General features: G+C 45.3%; 23 protein-coding genes, 1 tRNA gene and 2 pseudogenes. 19 read left to right on the forward strand and 7 right to left on the reverse strand.

The features are described 5' to 3' along the window. Nucleotides 1–27 precede the first annotated feature (27 nt). From rplN to rplQ, 18 genes are all read left to right on the forward strand, one after another. A complete protein-coding gene (rplN, locus tag BBP27_RS09380; RefSeq protein WP_002215434.1) occupies nt 28–396 on the forward strand; it encodes a 50S ribosomal protein L14 in 369 nt (122 codons plus the stop codon). An 11-nt stretch (nt 397–407) separates the two neighbouring features. Beyond that, a complete protein-coding gene (gene rplX, locus BBP27_RS09385; RefSeq protein WP_188212405.1) occupies nt 408–731 on the forward strand; it encodes a 50S ribosomal protein L24 in 324 nt (107 codons plus the stop codon). Nucleotides 732–740: 9 nt separating this feature from the next. Then, on the forward strand, nt 741–1,280 hold the full coding sequence (rplE, locus tag BBP27_RS09390) for a 50S ribosomal protein L5 (protein ID WP_003759725.1): 540 nt from the start codon (nt 741–743) through the stop codon (nt 1,278–1,280). Nucleotides 1,281–1,282: 2 nt separating this feature from the next. After that, a complete protein-coding gene (gene rpsN, locus BBP27_RS09395) occupies nt 1,283–1,588 on the forward strand; it encodes a 30S ribosomal protein S14 (protein WP_003684736.1) in 306 nt (101 codons plus the stop codon). A gap of 14 nt (nt 1,589–1,602) precedes the next feature. After that, on the forward strand, nt 1,603–1,995 hold the full coding sequence (gene rpsH, locus BBP27_RS09400) for a 30S ribosomal protein S8 (RefSeq protein WP_003749283.1): 393 nt from the start codon (nt 1,603–1,605) through the stop codon (nt 1,993–1,995). A 13-nt stretch (nt 1,996–2,008) separates the two neighbouring features. Next, nucleotides 2,009–2,542, forward strand: a complete 534-nt coding sequence (rplF, locus tag BBP27_RS09405) for a 50S ribosomal protein L6 (RefSeq protein ID WP_003749285.1) — start codon at nt 2,009–2,011, stop codon at nt 2,540–2,542. 13 nt (nt 2,543–2,555) lie between these two features. Next, nucleotides 2,556–2,909, forward strand: a complete 354-nt coding sequence (rplR, locus tag BBP27_RS09410; protein WP_003749287.1) for a 50S ribosomal protein L18 — start codon at nt 2,556–2,558, stop codon at nt 2,907–2,909. Between the two features lie 17 nt (nt 2,910–2,926). Then, nucleotides 2,927–3,445 carry a 30S ribosomal protein S5 gene (rpsE, locus tag BBP27_RS09415; RefSeq protein ID WP_003684704.1) on the forward strand — a complete coding sequence of 173 codons (519 nt, stop codon included), beginning with the start codon at nt 2,927–2,929 and terminating at the stop codon, nt 3,443–3,445. After that, nucleotides 3,438–3,623, forward strand: coding sequence for a 50S ribosomal protein L30 (gene rpmD, locus BBP27_RS09420; protein ID WP_003684808.1), 186 nt, complete (start codon nt 3,438–3,440; stop codon nt 3,621–3,623). The genes rpsE and rpmD overlap by 8 nt, the downstream gene beginning before the upstream one ends. Before the next feature lies 1 nt (nt 3,624). Next, nucleotides 3,625–4,059, forward strand: coding sequence for a 50S ribosomal protein L15 (gene rplO / locus BBP27_RS09425; RefSeq protein WP_188212404.1), 435 nt, complete (start codon nt 3,625–3,627; stop codon nt 4,057–4,059). 13 nt (nt 4,060–4,072) lie between these two features. Further along, nucleotides 4,073–5,386, forward strand: coding sequence for a preprotein translocase subunit SecY (secY, locus tag BBP27_RS09430; RefSeq protein WP_188212403.1), 1,314 nt, complete (start codon nt 4,073–4,075; stop codon nt 5,384–5,386). A 4-nt stretch (nt 5,387–5,390) separates the two neighbouring features. After that, nucleotides 5,391–5,609 (forward strand): translation initiation factor IF-1, encoded by a 219-nt coding sequence (gene infA, locus BBP27_RS09435; RefSeq protein ID WP_003684714.1) that lies wholly within the window; start codon nt 5,391–5,393, stop codon nt 5,607–5,609. Nucleotides 5,610–5,627: 18 nt separating this feature from the next. Next, on the forward strand, nt 5,628–5,741 hold the full coding sequence (gene rpmJ, locus BBP27_RS09440) for a 50S ribosomal protein L36 (protein WP_003697674.1): 114 nt from the start codon (nt 5,628–5,630) through the stop codon (nt 5,739–5,741). A gap of 67 nt (nt 5,742–5,808) precedes the next feature. After that, on the forward strand, nt 5,809–6,171 hold the full coding sequence (rpsM, locus tag BBP27_RS09445; protein ID WP_003749295.1) for a 30S ribosomal protein S13: 363 nt from the start codon (nt 5,809–5,811) through the stop codon (nt 6,169–6,171). Between the two features lie 19 nt (nt 6,172–6,190). Next, nucleotides 6,191–6,586 (forward strand): 30S ribosomal protein S11, encoded by a 396-nt coding sequence (rpsK, locus tag BBP27_RS09450; protein WP_002216249.1) that lies wholly within the window; start codon nt 6,191–6,193, stop codon nt 6,584–6,586. A gap of 19 nt (nt 6,587–6,605) precedes the next feature. Then, nucleotides 6,606–7,226, forward strand: coding sequence for a 30S ribosomal protein S4 (rpsD, locus tag BBP27_RS09455; protein WP_003749296.1), 621 nt, complete (start codon nt 6,606–6,608; stop codon nt 7,224–7,226). A 25-nt stretch (nt 7,227–7,251) separates the two neighbouring features. Next, a complete protein-coding gene (locus BBP27_RS09460; RefSeq protein WP_003749298.1) occupies nt 7,252–8,238 on the forward strand; it encodes a DNA-directed RNA polymerase subunit alpha in 987 nt (328 codons plus the stop codon). 24 nt (nt 8,239–8,262) lie between these two features. Then, entirely contained in the window at nt 8,263–8,637 is a 375-nt protein-coding gene (gene rplQ, locus BBP27_RS09465; RefSeq protein ID WP_036493502.1) for a 50S ribosomal protein L17, read from the forward strand. 212 nt (nt 8,638–8,849) lie between these two features. Here the strand turns inward: rplQ and cas2 are convergent. The 7 genes and pseudogenes from cas2 to BBP27_RS09500 all read right to left on the reverse strand — a co-directional run bounded on the left by cas2 (nt 8,850) and on the right by BBP27_RS09500 (nt 15,902). Beyond that, nucleotides 8,850–9,176, reverse strand: a pseudogene (cas2, locus tag BBP27_RS09470) (CRISPR-associated endonuclease Cas2). Then, nucleotides 9,169–10,083: a type II CRISPR-associated endonuclease Cas1 gene (cas1, locus tag BBP27_RS09475; protein WP_188212402.1), complete on the reverse strand. Its 915-nt coding sequence runs from the start codon at nt 10,081–10,083 to the stop codon at nt 9,169–9,171. Before cas1 ends, cas2 begins: the two are co-directional and overlap by 8 nt. Before the next feature lie 236 nt (nt 10,084–10,319). Next, nucleotides 10,320–10,583 (reverse strand): annotated as a pseudogene (locus BBP27_RS09480) (type II CRISPR RNA-guided endonuclease Cas9); the annotation flags it as partial. 111 nt (nt 10,584–10,694) lie between these two features. Then, complete coding sequence (locus tag BBP27_RS09485; protein WP_188212401.1) at nt 10,695–12,119, reverse strand: alanine/glycine:cation symporter family protein; 1,425 nt, start codon at nt 12,117–12,119, stop codon at nt 10,695–10,697. Nucleotides 12,120–12,381: 262 nt separating this feature from the next. Then, nucleotides 12,382–13,893: a lysine--tRNA ligase gene (gene lysS / locus BBP27_RS09490; RefSeq protein ID WP_049331866.1), complete on the reverse strand. Its 1,512-nt coding sequence runs from the start codon at nt 13,891–13,893 to the stop codon at nt 12,382–12,384. 179 nt (nt 13,894–14,072) lie between these two features. Continuing rightward, a complete protein-coding gene (gene aldA, locus BBP27_RS09495; protein WP_188212400.1) occupies nt 14,073–15,515 on the reverse strand; it encodes an aldehyde dehydrogenase in 1,443 nt (480 codons plus the stop codon). Nucleotides 15,516–15,826: 311 nt separating this feature from the next. Beyond that, nucleotides 15,827–15,902 (reverse strand) — tRNA-Lys (locus BBP27_RS09500). Between the two features lie 182 nt (nt 15,903–16,084). Here BBP27_RS09500 and BBP27_RS09505 point away from each other — a divergent pair. Then, nucleotides 16,085–16,516, forward strand: a complete 432-nt coding sequence (locus tag BBP27_RS09505; protein WP_108700193.1) for an Ag473 family lipoprotein — start codon at nt 16,085–16,087, stop codon at nt 16,514–16,516. Nucleotides 16,517–16,555 lie beyond the last annotated feature (39 nt).

Here is a 16,555-nt window from a genome sequence, read left to right on the forward strand (position 1 = left end):
TAAGTTGGTTAATTTAAAGGTACTAATATGATTCAAATGCAGACCATCTTAGATGTGGCTGATAACTCTGGTGCGCGTCGCGTGATGTGTATCAAGGTATTAGGCGGATCTAAGCGTCGCTACGCTTCTGTTGGCGATATTATTAAAGTTGCAGTTAAAGATGCAGCCCCACGTGGTCGTGTCAAAAAAGGTGATGTATACAATGCAGTAGTTGTTCGTACTGCTAAGGGTGTGCGTCGTCCTGATGGTGCGCTAATTAAATTTGATAACAACGCCGCTGTGTTATTAAATAATAAACTTGAACCTCTGGGTACTCGTATTTTTGGCCCGGTAACCCGTGAATTGCGTACTGAGCGATTTATGAAAATCGTTTCATTGGCGCCTGAAGTATTATAAGGAATAGCGCGATGAATAAAATCATTAAAGGCGATCAGGTTGTAGTGATTACCGGAAAAGATAAAGGTAAGCAAGGTCAAGTAGTTCGAGTGTTGGGTAATAAAGTTGTTGTTGAGGGTGTGAATGTTGTAAAACGCCATCAAAAACCTAATCCAATGCGTGGTATTGAGGGTGGCATTGTTACTAAAGCAATGCCTTTGGATATTTCTAATATTGCAATCCTGAATCCGGAAACTAATAAAGCAGACCGTGTTGGTATTAAGCTGATTGAAAATGAAGGCAAAGTTAAACGCGTTCGTTTCTTCAAATCAAATGGCTCTATCATTGGAGCATAAGGAGATAACATGGCTCGTTTGAGAGAGTTTTATAAAGATACAGTTGTTCCTGAATTGATTAAACAATTTGGCTATAAATCAGTAATGGAAGTTCCACGTATTGAGAAAATCACCTTGAATATGGGTGTGGGTGAAGCTGTTGCTGATAAAAAAGTTATGGAGCACGCTGTTTCTGATTTAGAGAAAATTGCTGGTCAAAAACCAGTTGTTACTGTTGCTCGTAAATCTATCGCAGGTTTCAAAATCCGTGATAATTATCCAGTTGGTTGCAAAGTAACATTGCGTCGTGATCAAATGTTTGAATTCTTAGATCGTTTGATTACTATTGCATTGCCTCGCGTACGTGACTTCCGCGGTGTAAGCGGTAAATCATTTGATGGTCGTGGCAATTACAATATGGGCGTTCGTGAGCAAATTATTTTCCCGGAAATTGAATACGATAAGATTGATGCTTTGCGTGGTTTGAATATTACTATTACAACTACTGCAAAAACTGATGAAGAAGCGAAAGCTTTGTTGTCACTGTTCAAGTTTCCGTTTAAAGGATAATCATGGCTAAGAAAGCACTTATTAATCGTGAGCTGAAACGTCAAGCATTGGCGAAGAAGTTTGCAGCTAAACGTGAGGCAATTTTCGCTGTTATTAATGATGCTAATGCGACTGAAGAAGAACGCTTTGAAGCACGTTTGAAATTTCAATCCATTCCTCGTAATGCAGCACCTGTACGTCAACGTCGTCGTTGTGCTTTAACAGGTCGTCCTCGTGGCACTTTCCGTAAATTTGGTTTGGGTCGTATTAAAATCCGTGAAATCGCTATGCGTGGCGAGATTCCTGGTGTTGTTAAAGCTAGCTGGTAATAGGAGTATAAATAATGAGTATGCATGATCCTATTTCCGATATGTTGACTCGTATTCGCAATGCGCAACGTGCTAATAAAGCAACTGTTGCCATGCCTTCTTCAAAATTGAAATGTGCAATTGCAAAAGTTCTGAAAGATGAAGGCTATATCGAGGATTTTACGGTTTCTGCTGATGCAAAACCGGTATTGGAAATTCAATTGAAATACTATGCAGGTCGCCCTGTGATTGAGCAAATTAAACGCGTTTCACGTCCTGGTTTGCGTATTTACAAAGCATCAAGCGAGATCCCTAGCGTAATGAATGGCTTGGGTGTTGCTATTGTTAGTACTTCTAAAGGTGTGATGACTGATCGCAAAGCCCGTTCTGAGGGTGTTGGTGGTGAGTTGTTGTGCATCGTAGCCTAGTGGAGAAATGTAAATGTCACGCGTCGCAAAAAACCCAGTGACTGTTCCTGCTGGTGTAGAAGTAAAATTCGGAACAGATGCATTGGTAATCAAAGGTAAACATGGCGAATTGTCCTTTCCTTTGCATTCCGATGTTGCTATTGAACTAAACGATGGTAAATTGACTTTTGCTGCAAAAAATGACAGTAAACAGGCTAATGCTATGTCTGGTACTGCTCGTGCATTGGTTAATAACATGGTTAAGGGTGTTTCTGAAGGTTTTGAGAAAAAACTTCAATTGATTGGTGTGGGTTATCGTGCCCAAGCGCAAGGCAAAGTTTTGAACTTATCTTTGGGTTTCTCTCATCCAATCGTATATGAAATGCCTGAAGGTGTTTCTGTTCAAACTCCTAGCCAAACAGAAATCGTTTTGACTGGTGCAGATAAACAAGTGGTTGGCCAAGTCGCTGCTGAAATTCGTGCATTCCGTTCTCCTGAACCTTATAAAGGCAAAGGTGTTCGTTATGTAGGTGAAGTAGTAGTGATGAAAGAAGCCAAGAAAAAATAATTGAGGTTCACTAATGGATAAACATACAACCCGACTCCGTCGTGCACGCAAAACCCGTGCGCGTATTGCGGACTTGAAAATGGTAAGATTATGTGTGTTCCGCAGCAATAATCATATTTATGCTCAAGTAATTAGTGCTGAAGGTGATAAAGTATTGGCTCAAGCCTCTACATTGGAAGCTGAAGTACGTAGTAGCCTGAAATCAGGTAGCAACGTTGAAGCAGCAGCTGTAGTTGGTAAGCGTATTGCTGAAAAAGCTAAAGCAGTAGGTGTTGAAAAAGTTGCTTTTGACCGTTCAGGTTTCCAATATCACGGTCGTGTGAAAGCTTTGGCTGAAGCTGCACGTGAAAATGGTTTAAGCTTCTAATATTTGGAGACTTTCAGATGGCAAAACATGAAATTGAAGAACGCGGTGACGGCCTGATTGAAAAGATGGTCGCAGTTAATCGCGTGACTAAAGTAGTTAAAGGTGGCCGTATCATGGCTTTCTCTGCACTGACTGTTGTTGGTGATGGTGATGGTCGCATCGGTATGGGCAAAGGTAAATCAAAAGAAGTACCTGTTGCTGTTCAAAAAGCAATGGATCAAGCTCGTCGCTCTATGATTAAAGTACCTTTGAAAAACGGTACTATTCATCATGAGGTTATTGGTCGTCATGGTGCTACTAAGGTATTTATGCAACCTGCTAAAGAAGGTAGCGGTGTGAAAGCTGGTGGTCCAATGCGTTTAGTATTTGATGCTATGGGTATCCATAACATTTCAGCTAAAGTACATGGTTCTACTAATCCTTACAATATTGTACGCGCTACATTAGACGGTTTGTCTAAACTGTATACCCCTGCTGATATTGCTGCAAAACGTGGCTTGACAGTGGAAGATATTTTGGGAGCTAACCATGACTGAGCAAAAAAAGATTAAAGTTACATTGGTTAAGAGCCTGATCGGTACAATTGAATCTCATCGTGCATGTGCTCGCGGTTTAGGTTTGCGCCGCCGTGAACATACTGTAGAGGTTTTGGATACCCCTGAAAACCGTGGTATGATCAATAAAATCAGCTACTTGTTGAAAGTGGAGTCTTAATATGTTTTTGAATACTATTCAACCTGCTGAGGGTGCTACTCACGCTAGTCGTCGTGTAGGCCGTGGTATTGGTAGCGGCTTGGGTAAGACAGGTGGTCGTGGTCATAAAGGTCAAAAAAGCCGTTCTGGTGGCTTCCACAAGGTTGGTTTTGAAGGCGGTCAAATGCCTTTGCAACGCCGTCTGCCGAAACGTGGTTTCAAATCTTTGACTGCTGCCGCTAATGCTGAAGTTCGTTTGAGTGAATTAAATCTGATTGCTGTGAGCGAGATTGATGTCTTGGTTCTTAAACAAGCTGGTCTGATTCCTGCAACTGCTTCTAATGTAAAAGTTATTGCTTCTGGTGAAATCTCAAAAGCAGTTACCTTGAAAGGTGTAAAAGCTACTAAAGGTGCTAAAGCTGCTATTGAAGCTGCCGGTGGTAAAGTAGAAGAATAAGGCTTGTACTACAGTGGCTAATCAACAATCTTTATCAGGATTATCCAAATTTGGTGATCTGAAAAAACGCCTAGTGTTCCTTTTAGGTGCTTTAGTCGTTTTCCGTATTGGTGGTCATATACCGGTACCGGGCGTAGATGCTGTTGCGTTAGCTAAATTATTCGAAGGCGCTCGTGACGGTATATTCGGAATGTTAAATATGTTCTCGGGTGGTTCGTTGGAGCGCTTTAGTATATTTGCAATTGGTATCATGCCTTATATTTCGGCATCGATTATTGTTCAGCTTGCTTCTGAGATTGTTCCTTCTTTAAAAGCTTTGAAGAAGGAAGGTGAGGCTGGTAGGAAAATAATTACGAAATATACTAGGTATGGGACGGTATTATTGGCTGTATTGCAAAGCTTTTGGGCTGCATCATCTGTCTATAAACAAGGTGTTGTTGTAACGACTGCGCTTGAGTTTTATATTTCTACAGTAGTCTGTTTGGTTACTGGTACTATGTTTCTGATGTGGTTAGGGGAGCAAATTACCGAGCGTGGTATTGGTAATGGTATTTCTTTGATCATTACAGCAGGCATTATATCGGGTATTCCATCTGGTATTGTTCGGTTGTTGACTTTGACTGAACAAGGCTCTATGAGTATGTTAATGGCAATATCCATTGTTATTGGTATTTTGCTGTTGATCTATGCTGTAGTATATTTTGAAAGTGCTCAGCGTAAGGTTCCTGTGCATTATGCTAAAAGGCAATTTGGCTCTGGAATGATGCCAGGACAAAGCATTCATATGCCGTTCAAGCTAAATATGGCCGGTGTTATTCCTCCTATTTTTGCTTCCAGTATTATTCTCTTTCCATCTACTCTTTTAGGTTGGTTTGGTTCAAATAGTACGAATTCTATTCTTCACAAGGTTGCTGCAATGCTGCAACATGGGCAGCCTTTGTATATTGTATTATTTGCAACAACTATTATCTTCTTCTGCTATTTCTATACTGCTTTAGTATTTAGCCCTAAAGAAATGGCTGAGAATTTGAAGAAAAGTGGTGCATTTGTACCTGGTATTCGCCCAGGTGAGCAAACTTCTAGATATTTGGAAAAAGTGGTACTGAGACTGACATTATTTGGTGCTTTGTATATCACTACAATCTGTCTGATACCTGAATTTTTAACGACAGCATTGAATGTGCCTTTCTATTTAGGCGGAACGTCTTTGCTTATCTTGGTTGTCGTTACAATGGATTTTAGGACGCAAATCAATTCCTACGTAATGAGTAGTCAGTATGAAGATTTGATGAGTCGTCCAGATATGAAATCTTTATCACGTAAGTAGGCTTATGGCTAAAGAAGATACCATACAGATGCAGGGTGAAATCCTTGAGACTTTGCCCAATGCAACGTTTAAAGTAAAACTGGAAAATGATCATGTAGTACTTGGTCATATCTCTGGAAAAATGCGAATGCACTATATCCGTATTTCTCCAGGTGATAAGGTAACAGTTGAACTAACTCCTTATGATTTAACCCGTGCTCGGATTGTTTTCCGAGCAAGATAAACGATAAAAGGAAATAAAATGCGTGTACAACCTTCTGTAAAGAAAATTTGTCGCAATTGCAAGATTATTCGTCGTAATCGTGTAGTTCGCGTAATTTGTACTGACCCACGTCACAAACAACGTCAAGGCTAAGAAGTTAGTTTTCTTAACTCTTGATTTTGTGGTATAGTGACATACTTTGCCCTAAAAAGGAAAAAATATGGCTCGTATTGCAGGGGTAAATATCCCTAATAATGCCCATATCGTAATTGGCCTTCAGGCTATTTATGGTATTGGTGCGACTCGTGCTAAATTGATTTGTGAGGCAGCAAATATTGCTCCGACTACTAAAGCAAAAGATTTGGACGAGGCTCAATTAGACGCTTTGCGTGAGCAAGTTGCTAAATATGAAGTTGAAGGTGATTTGCGTCGTGAAGTAACGATGAGCATTAAACGACTGATGGATATGGGTTGCTATCGTGGCTTCCGTCATCGTCGTGGCTTGCCTTGTCGTGGTCAACGCACTCGCACAAATGCCCGTACCCGTAAAGGTCCGCGCAAAGCGATTGCCGGTAAGAAATAAATTTTAAGGAATTTGATTAATGGCTAAAGCAAACACAGCTTCGCGTGTACGTAAAAAAGTACGTAAAACCGTAAGCGAAGGTATTGTGCACGTTCATGCATCTTTCAACAATACCATCATTACAATCACTGACCGTCAAGGCAATGCATTGTCTTGGGCTACCTCTGGCGGCGCTGGTTTTAAAGGTTCTCGTAAAAGTACACCATTTGCAGCACAAGTTGCAGCAGAAGCAGCTGGTAAAGTTGCCCAAGAGTATGGCGTTAAAAATTTAGAAGTCCGCATTAAAGGCCCTGGCCCTGGTCGCGAATCTTCTGTACGTGCTTTAAACGCTCTTGGTTTCAAGATTACCAGCATTACTGACGTTACCCCGTTGCCTCATAACGGTTGCCGTCCGCCTAAAAAACGTCGTATTTAATATTGGAGTGATTTAAAACATGGCACGTTATATTGGCCCTAAATGTAAATTAGCACGTCGCGAAGGTACGGATCTGTTTTTGAAGAGCGCACGTCGCTCTTTGGATTCAAAATGTAAAATGGATTCTGCACCTGGTCAGCACGGTGCGAAAAAACCACGTTTGTCAGACTACGGTTTGCAATTGCGTGAAAAACAAAAAATCCGTCGTATTTATGGCGTGTTAGAACGCCAATTCCGTCGTTATTTTGCGGAAGCTGATCGTCGTAAAGGTTCTACCGGTGAATTGCTGTTGCAATTGCTGGAGTCCCGTTTGGACAATGTCGTTTATCGTATGGGTTTTGGCTCTACCCGCGCTGAAGCACGTCAATTGGTTTCTCATAAAGCTATCGTTGTAAACGGTCAGGTTGTTAATATCCCTTCTTTCCAAGTTAAAGCAGGCGATGTTGTAGCTGTTCGTGAAAAAGCTAAGAAACAAGTACGTATCCAAGAGGCATTGAGCTTGGCTACTCAAATTGGCTTGCCAAGCTGGGTATCTGTTGATGCCGACAAATTGGAAGGTGTATTCAAAAATATGCCGGATCGCTCAGAATTGTCTGGCGATATTAATGAACAGCTGGTGGTAGAGTTCTACTCTAAATAATGCTAGCTCAATGAGGGACAGTTAAATGCAAAATAGCACAACCGAATTTTTGAAACCTCGTCAAATCGATGTAGATACCTTGTCTTCTACTCGAGCTAAGGTGTCTATGCAGCCATTTGAGCGTGGTTTTGGTCATACTTTAGGTAATGCTTTGCGTCGTATCTTACTGTCATCCATGAATGGCTTTGCCCCAACTGAAGTAGTTATTTCTGGCGTATTGCACGAATACTCTACTATTGATGGTGTTCAAGAGGATGTTGTTGACGTTCTCTTGAATATCAAAGGTATCGTATTTAAGCTTCACGGTCGTAATCAAGTTCAGTTGACTTTGAAAAAAGCAGGTGCCGGTGCTGTTGTAGCCGGTGATATTGATTTGCCACATGATGTGGAAATCATCAATCCTGAACATGTTATTTGCCACTTGTCCGACAATGGTCAAATCGACATGGAAATTAAAGTAGAGCAAGGTCGTGGTTATCAATCTGTTTCAGGTCGTCGCGTATTGCGTGATGAGAACAAACAGATTGGTGCGATTCAGTTGGATGCGAGCTTTTCGCCCATCAGTCGTGTTAGCTTTGAAGTTGAACCTGCACGCGTAGAGCAACGTACGGATTTGGATAAATTGGTTTTGGATATTGAAACCAATGGTTCTATTGATCCAGAAGAAGCTGTACGTAGTGCCGCACGTATCTTAATTGACCAAATGTCTATTTTTGCAGATCTGCAAGGTACTCCGGTTGAAGAGGTTGAAGAAAAAGCGCCTCCTATCGATCCTATCTTGCTGCGTCCTGTGGATGATTTGGAATTAACCGTACGTTCAGCTAATTGTCTGAAAGCTGAAGATATTTACTATATTGGCGATTTGATTCAACGTACTGAAACTGAGCTTCTCAAGACCCCTAATTTGGGTCGTAAATCTTTGAATGAGATCAAAGAAGTGTTGGCCTCTAAAGGTCTGACATTAGGTTCTAAATTAGAAGCTTGGCCGCCTGTAGGCTTAGAAAAGCCGTAAGTTTGAAGATTAAAGGATAATGACATGCGTCATCGTAATGGCAACCGCAAATTAAACCGTACTAGCAGCCACCGCGCTGCGATGCTGCGCAATATGGCGAATTCCTTGTTGACTCACGAAACCATCGTGACAACTTTGCCTAAAGCAAAAGAATTGCGCCGCGTAGTTGAACCCTTGATTACTTTGGGTAAAAAACCATCTTTGGCAAACCGTCGTTTGGCTTTTAACCGCACTCGCGATCGTGATGTTGTAGTTAAATTGTTTGACGAATTGGGTCCACGCTTTGCTGCTCGTAACGGCGGCTATGTTCGTGTACTGAAATACGGTTTCCGTAAAGGTGACAATGCTCCTTTGGCATTGGTTGAATTGGTTGATAAAGCAGCTGATTCTGCTGAATAAGCAAATTGATATGAAAGCACTGCCTTTTTAGGTAGTGCTTTTTTCATTTAGGAAGTCTCTATTTTATTTTGCAACGCTACAATTTTATTGTTTCATTCAATGCGGTGGATATAGTTGTAGCTCCCTTTCTCATTTCGCAGTGCTACAATACCTCAACGGGAAATCCTTATTCTATAAGGGTTTCCCGTTTTATTTTGACTAAAAAAGTGGCTTTAAAATAATAATAGTTGGTCTGAATTGACCCTTTTTTCTTGGGTTTTCAGCTCTCCCAACAGCAGTTTCATGGTGGCAAATTGCTTTTCCGTTACTTCCAAACAGCGGATTGAACCTTCTTGAGGTAGGTTTGCACATAGTCTATTGTGGTGTTTTTACAACGAATCTCGACCTTTGACAATACGGCTGTATACGGAAAGTTGGAGCATTTGGTATCCATCTTTTAATAGGAACTGGCGGAATTGATTGGCGGCTTTCCGCTTGGCCGCTGTGGTAACCGGTAGGTCGAAGAAGACGATAATCCTCATAAATTTAGCCTCACTCATATTGGTATTCTTTCAATGGCAAGATTTCAGGCAGTTCCAGCTGTTTGGCGTTTTTGTTAGTTACGCTGGCTTGAAATGAAGAAATCATTTTGTCGATGGCAGCCAAGGTACTGAAATGTTGCCGTTCGATGCTGATTTGACAGTGAAGGGTTTTGATAAGGTTTTGTTTTATGTTGGGTGTCAGTTCAGTTTTCAGACGGCCTTGTTCGTGCATATGTATAACGACCAAGTCAGCTAATGGACGCAAGGGTTCGATAAAGTCATCGGCGAGATTGAATGGATTCAGTTCGCTTCTATGAAACAAGCCTAATGCAGGCAACCAGCCATATAAGGTCAGGGCACGTGCAACTGCTGCACGGAGTACGGCATAGTTGTAGTTCAATGCGGCATTGACGGCGTTGTTGCCATTACGGGTAAACTTTTCTCCAAATATGGCTTGGAAATAGAGGGCGGCAGCTTGGGCTTCACGGTTTCCTGTATCGCCTGAACGGACTTCGACTGCCAAAGTGCGCAGCCGTTTGGCTGCAAGATCATTGCCTGTTTCGTCTGCGACAAATGCTTGATTTAGGATCTTTTGGCGGACGATATGTTGCCAGAGTTGCTTTTTTAAGGGTTCGCTTATATTCAGTTGCAGCTTGAGGATTTTAAGTTGGCGGTGATATTGGGCATAAGGCAGCCATTGTCCGCAGGGGAGGAACTGCTCGTCACATGTCAGCAGGGTTGCACCATGTTCGGCTAAGGCCGATAGAAGCGGGGCGGTAATCAGGGTTTCGCGGTTTTCGATGATGATTACGGCGATGTCTTCTAATGGTACGGTGTGGGACTCGCCGTTTTGTTGAATCAGCAGTTGCCGGCGCTGCAAGGATAGTTTGCCGCCGTTTTGAATAAGCAGGCTGCGCCAAGTCATGTTTTTCCCCTTATTTTTATATAAAAAATCCCTGCTTCAGGCCGTCTGAAACAGGGATGGATTAATTTAACGCACAGGCGGGCGTTTTTTCAGACGGCATGGTCTGATTTCTTTGCCCAGTTCGTCGATTTGGTATTTTTGGAATGAAAGGGCGGTTTTGACACCAACACTTTGGAAAATGCAGTTTTTCCCTTTGGTGCTATCCGTATCATGTGTACGAATATCAATCGCCGCTATAAGTCAACTTTTTTATACGGCTCGTCCATAAGTATAGAACGCTCAGAATCAGTCAATGGCCGCTCGCTGCCTTGCTCTAAAATACGCAGGTTGTTCAGCTTGGTCAGCCAGATGAAACGTTCGGCTGTGTAGGTGTTTTTAGCGGCTTTCGGCTCTGTTGGTTCGAAGGTGCAATGCCCCAACATTTTTTGAACAGCATCGCCTGACAAGGCAGGGCGTTGCGTCATCAGCAGGGTTTCGATACCTTCTTTAAGGCCGTCTGAAAAGATGTGCCGCAACGCTCTGCCCCTTAAGGCTTCTGCTTTAAGGGGCATCGTTTTGCCTAAATGGCAGGGATTAAAAAGGCCGTCTGAAATTTCAGACGGCCTTTGGTTTTACCAGATATCGGATTTGATTTTGCGTTTCAAGCCAGGGTGTTCAGAGAGTTTGAACTCTGGGTCTTTGCCCATTTTCAGCTTGGCTGTGTAGTCTTTCAACAGCAGGAAGGCAAGTGGGGACAGGAGCAGGATGGCAACGAGGTTAATCCATGCCATGATGCCCATGGCCATGTCTGCCATATCCCATACCAAGGGTACGTTGGCAACTGCACCGAAGTAGACCCATGCCAAAACCAGCATACGGAAAACGGCGGTAACCAGCCAATGGCTCTTGATGAATTGGACGTTGGACTCGGCATAGGCATAGTTGCCGATAACGGTTGAAAAGGCAAACATAAACAGGATGGCAGCAAGGAAGCCCGCTCCCCATTCGCCTACCTGGCTGACGATTGCCGCTTGGGTCAGCGCCGCACCGCTCAGGTCGCCGTAAGGCTGTTGATAGGTCAAGACGATAAAGGCGGTGCATGAGCAGACGATGATGGTATCGACGAAAACGCCCAGCATTTGAATCATGCCTTGGGAGACGGGGTGTTTTACTTCGGCTGCGGCTGCGGCGTTCGGCGCGGAACCCATACCCGCCTCATTGGAATACAGGCCGCGTTTGATACCCTGCATCATGGTGGTCGAAATCAGACCGCCGAGGAAACCGCCTGCAGCCGAATCAAAGTTGAACGCGTTGGAGAAAATCTGACCGAACACGCCAGGAATCAGGGAAATATTGGTAGCAATGATGAAGAGTGCTATGACGAGATATAAAACCGCCATCAGCGGAACGATAATTTCCGCGGCTTTAGATACGCGACGGATACCGCCGAAGATAATCGGGGCAGTCAGAATGACCAGGGCGACACCGACATAGTGTTGATCCCAGCCCCATGCCGCTTTGGTGGTATCGGCGATGGTATTGGTCTGTACGGCTTCAAATACAAAGCCGAAACAGAAAATCAGGCTCAGGGCGAACAAAATGCCCAGCCATTTTTGTCCCAGGCCTTGAGTTATGTAGTAGGCAGGACCGCCGCGGAAGTGGTGGTTGTCGTAGTCCCGGACTTTAAAGAGTTGGGCCAGTGAAGATTCGACAAACGCCGAACTCATGCCGATTAAGGCGGTTACCCACATCCAGAATACCGCGCCCGGCCCGCCGAGTTTGATGGCAATCGCCACGCCGGCGATGTTGCCCACGCCTACGCGGCTGGCCAAGCCGGTAACGAATGCTTGGAACGGTGTGATTCCGTGCGGATCATCACCTTGTTTGCGACCGCCCAACATTTCTTTGATACTGCGGCCGAAGAGGCGGAATTGTACAAAACCGGTGGTAACGGTGAAAAAGAGACCTGCGCCTAAAAGCATATATACCAACCCCGACCACATTGGGTCGTTGATGGCGTTTACCCAGCCGTGAAGCTGTTCGAAAAATTGATCCATACAAACCTTTCAGAGTTTTTGCATTTTCAGACGGCCTGTGTGTGGAGGCTGTCTGTAACTGGATGTATTCTAGCAGACTGTCAACAAACTGAAAAACGTTTACATATTCTTTTTTATATTATCTTTTTGATTATCATGGAATTTTATTATTATGGTGTAAAGGATTTATCGATTTGAATTCTGCCGTTTTACATATTTGAACAAAAAGGCCGTCTGAAAACAGAGTCTTGTTTTCAGACGGCCTTGATTTTATTTCAATGTGTTATTCGGGACGCATTTGCGGGAACAGAATCACGTCGCGGATGGTTTGCGAATCGGTCAGCAACATTACCAAGCGGTCGATGCCGATACCGCAACCGCCTGTCGGCGGCAGGCCGAATTCCATCGCGCGGATGTAGTCGGCATCGTAGTGCATGGCTTCGTCGTCGCCGGCGTCTTTTTGTGCCACTTGCGCTTTGAAGCGTTCGGCTTGGTCTTCCGGATCGTTCAACTCGGAATAGCCGTTTGCCAGCTCACGGCCGACAACGAAAAGCTCGAAGCGTTCGGTTAAACCCGGTTTGCTGTCGGATGCGCGTGCCAATGGCGACACTTCGACAGGGTAGTCGATAATGAAAGTCGGGTTCCACAGTTTACCCTCGGCGCAACCTTCAAACAGGGCCAGTTGCAGGCTGCCGATGCCGGGGGACGGCGGCAGGCTTTCGCCGTGCTTGACGATTTCTTTTTTCAGCCATTCTTCATCATTTAACTGCTCGTCGGTGTAGTGCGGATTGTATTTTTTGATGGCTTCGAGAATGGTCAGGCGTTCAAACGGGCTTTCCAAATCGACTTCTTTACCGTTGTAGCTGATTTTTGCCGTGCCGTTTACCGCGCGGGAAGCGTTGCGGATGATGTCTTCCGCCATCTGCATCATGCGCTCGTAGTCGGAGAAGGCTTCGTAGAATTCGATCATGGTGAATTCAGGGTTGTGGCGCACGGACATGCCTTCGTTGCGGAAGCTGCGGTTGATTTCAAACACGCGCTCCAAACCGCCGACCACCAAGCGTTTCAGATACAGCTCGGGAGCGATGCGCAGGTACAGCGGAATGTCCAAAGCGTTGTGGTGGGTAACGAAGGGTTTCGCCGTCGCGCCGCCCGGAATCGGGTGCATCATCGGGGTTTCGACTTCGAGATAATGCTCGTTCACCATGAAATTGCGCACGGATTGGATGATTTGGCTGCGTTTGATAAACGTATTGCGCGATTCTTCGTTGGCAATCAAATCGACGTAGCGTTGGCGGTATTTGGTTTCCTGATCGCTCAAGCCTTTGTGTTTGTCCGGCAGAGGGCGCAGGGATTTGGACAGCAGGCGGATGTTGGACACGCGCACAGTCAATTCGCCGTGGTTGGTTTTGAACAAAGTACCTTCCGCGCCGACGATGTCGCCCAAGTCCCAGTGGTTGAAGTCGTCCAAGACTTCTTGGCTCACGCCTTTGTTGTTCAGATAAAGTTGGATTTGACCGGTCACGTCTTGAATGGTGGCGAAGCTGGCTTTGCCCATTTGGCGTTTGAGCATCATACGGCCGGCCACTTTGACGGGAATGCCTTGCGGGTCGAGTTCTTCTTTGCTGATTTCGCCGTATTGGGTATGCAGGTCGGCGGCAAAGCTGTCGCGTTTGAAATCGTTAGGGTAAGCGTTGCGTTCTTTGCGGATGTTGTGCAGTTTTTCGCGGCGCAGGGCGATGATTTGGTTTTCGTCCAACTGCGGCTCGATTTGAGGATTGTTTTGTTCGCTCATGATGTTTTCCGGAAAAATAAGTCAGGCTGCCCAAGTGTTCAGACGGCCTGCATAAAGTGAAAAATTGGCTCTATTTTACGCGATGTCGGTATTTTTTTCTATAAAGGCAGAAAGGCCGTCTGAAACTTGAAAAATCAGTTTCAGACGGCCTTTTGCTTCATGAGGGGCGGTATCGGTGGTTAGATATCGGTTTCCAAATAAACAACTTGGGTTTGCAGATATTCTTCCAAACCGTGTTTACCGTCGGCGCCGCCGATACCTGATTTTTTCCAACCGGCATGGAAGCCCTGCATGGCTTCGAAGTTTTCGCGGTTGATGTAGGTTTCGCCGAAACGCAGGCGGCGGGTGACGTAGAAGGCTTCATTCAGATTGGTGGTATAGACGGAGCTGGTCAGGCCGAACTCGCTGTCGTTTGCCAAAGCGATGACTTGGTCGAGTGTGTCGAAAGTGGCAACCGGCAGGACTGGGCCGAAGGTTTCTTCTTTCATGATGTCCATGCTGTTGTCGGTATCGGTCAGCAGGGTAGGTTCGAAGAAGTAGCCTTTGCCGTCGGCACGTTTGCCGCCGCAGACCAGTGTCGCACCTTGTTTGACGGCGCGTTCGACTTTTTCGGCAACGGCTTTGACGGCGCGCTCTTCAATCAGCGGGCCCATTTCCAGCGCGCCGGGTTCGGCTTCGGCCGGGTTGCCGTAGCGCACGCCTTTCATGGCGGCAGTCATTTTTTCAATGAACGCGTCTTTCAGGCTGCTGTGGACATACACGCGCTCGGCGCAGTTGCAGATTTGGCCGGTGTTGCCGACGCGTGAAGCCAAGATGGATTTCACTGCCAAGTCCAAATCCGCGTCTTTCAAAACGATGGCAGGGGCTTTGCCGCCCAGTTCCAGTGAGACTTTGGTGATGTTGGCGGCGGCGGCTTCCATCACTTGGCGGCCTGCTTCTACAGAACCGGTCAGGCTGACCATGTCGACTTGCGGATGTGATGCCAAGGCATTGCCGATTTCCGCACCCGGGCCGTTGACGACGTTGAATACGCCAGCCGGTAAGCCTGAAGCGTGAACGATTTCAGCAAAGATGTGGCAGTTGATCGGGGTGACGCTGCTTGGTTTGACGACGATGGTGTTACCTGTTACCAAAGCCGGGCCCATTTTGCGGGCGATCAGGAAGAAGGGGAAATTCCACGGCAAAATGCCGGCGATTACGCCCAAAGGACGTTTGAACAATAAAATATTTTCACGCGGGCGGTCGCTCTGGATGATTTCACCTTCATAACGGCGCGCCCATTCGGCTTGGTAGTCGAGATAATCGGCAGTGAACATAACTTCTATGCGTGCCAAATCTTTGGTTTTGCCGCCTTCGGCGACAATGGTGTCGGTCAGCTCGTCGGCACGTTCGCGGATGCCTTGGGCAATTTTGCGCAGGTATGCGCCGCGCTCAACGGCAGGCAAACGCTCCCATGTAGTTTGCGCATCTCTGGCCGCGGCAACGGCACGATCAACATCGGCTTTTCCACCTTTAGGCTCACGCGCGATGACTTCTTCGGTTGCCGGATTCAATACATCACGCCATGTACCGTTAAAGTCGGTTTCAAAGCGGCCGTTGATATACATAGACAGTTGTTTCATCAAACCTTCTCCTGTTGTTGTAGTTGGATGTAGTTTTAGTCTATGCCTAAATTGTCTGGCATACAAGAGGATTTGGCATGGGTTGATGGTAGGTATTTGGAAGTTTTTAGAAAAAGATGTTGGGTGGGGGAGTTGGGTTTGATTGATTCAAGAGGTTGGTGCTGGTGTGATGCCTTGAGTTGCATCCATAACAGCATTGTGACAAAGCTCGGATATTGCTTGATTTTGATGATGAGAAAGGTATCAAGTGAAGAAAGGCTTGATGGAGAATATAAAAAAAACCTGCTTTTTTCAAAGCAGGTTTTCATATTTGGTGGGTCGTGAGCGATTCGAACGCTCGACCAACGGATTAAAAGTCCGCTGCTCTACCGACTGAGCTAACGACCCGATAAGCTGTGCATTATAGGGAGATTGTTTCTTTTCGTCAACTGTTTTTTTGAAATTTTTTTCAAAAAACGTAAACCAGCTGTTATTTGGCGTTAATTCTCCCTTTTTCGAGTATTAATTATGTTATGATTCTCTAATCTGTCAGTTCTGATGGATATTTTTTAGACCAAAGGATATACAACATGAAAAAATTATTGATTGCTGCGATGATGGTGGCTGGTTTGGCTGCTTGTTCTCAAGAGGCGAAACAGGAAACTCAAGAAGCGGCTTCTGCCGTTGCTTCTGATGTGAACGCTGCTGCCGAACACGCGGCTTCTGCTGCCGATGCTGCTTCTTCCGAAGCTAAAGGCGCTGCTGAACAGGCTGTTTCTGACGCTAAAGAAGCCGGTGCCGATGCGAAGGAAACTGCGGAGAAAGCAATTTCCGATGCTAAAGAAACTACCGGTAAAGCCATCGATGGTGCTAAAGAAGCCAGCGACAAAGCCTTGGACGATGCAAAAGCTGCTGTGGGTGAAGCTAAAGATGCTGCCAAAGATGCGGCTAAAGATGCTTTGGGTAAAGCAGCCGATGTGACTCAAGAAGCTGCCGACAAATTGAAAGACGCTGCTAAATAAGCTGGTGTTTGATATTTGAAAAGGCCGTCTGAAATGTTC

It is taken from the genome of Neisseria sp. RH3002v2g (assembly GCF_014596425.2).
Taxonomy (GTDB): Bacteria; Pseudomonadota; Gammaproteobacteria; order Burkholderiales; family Neisseriaceae; genus Neisseria.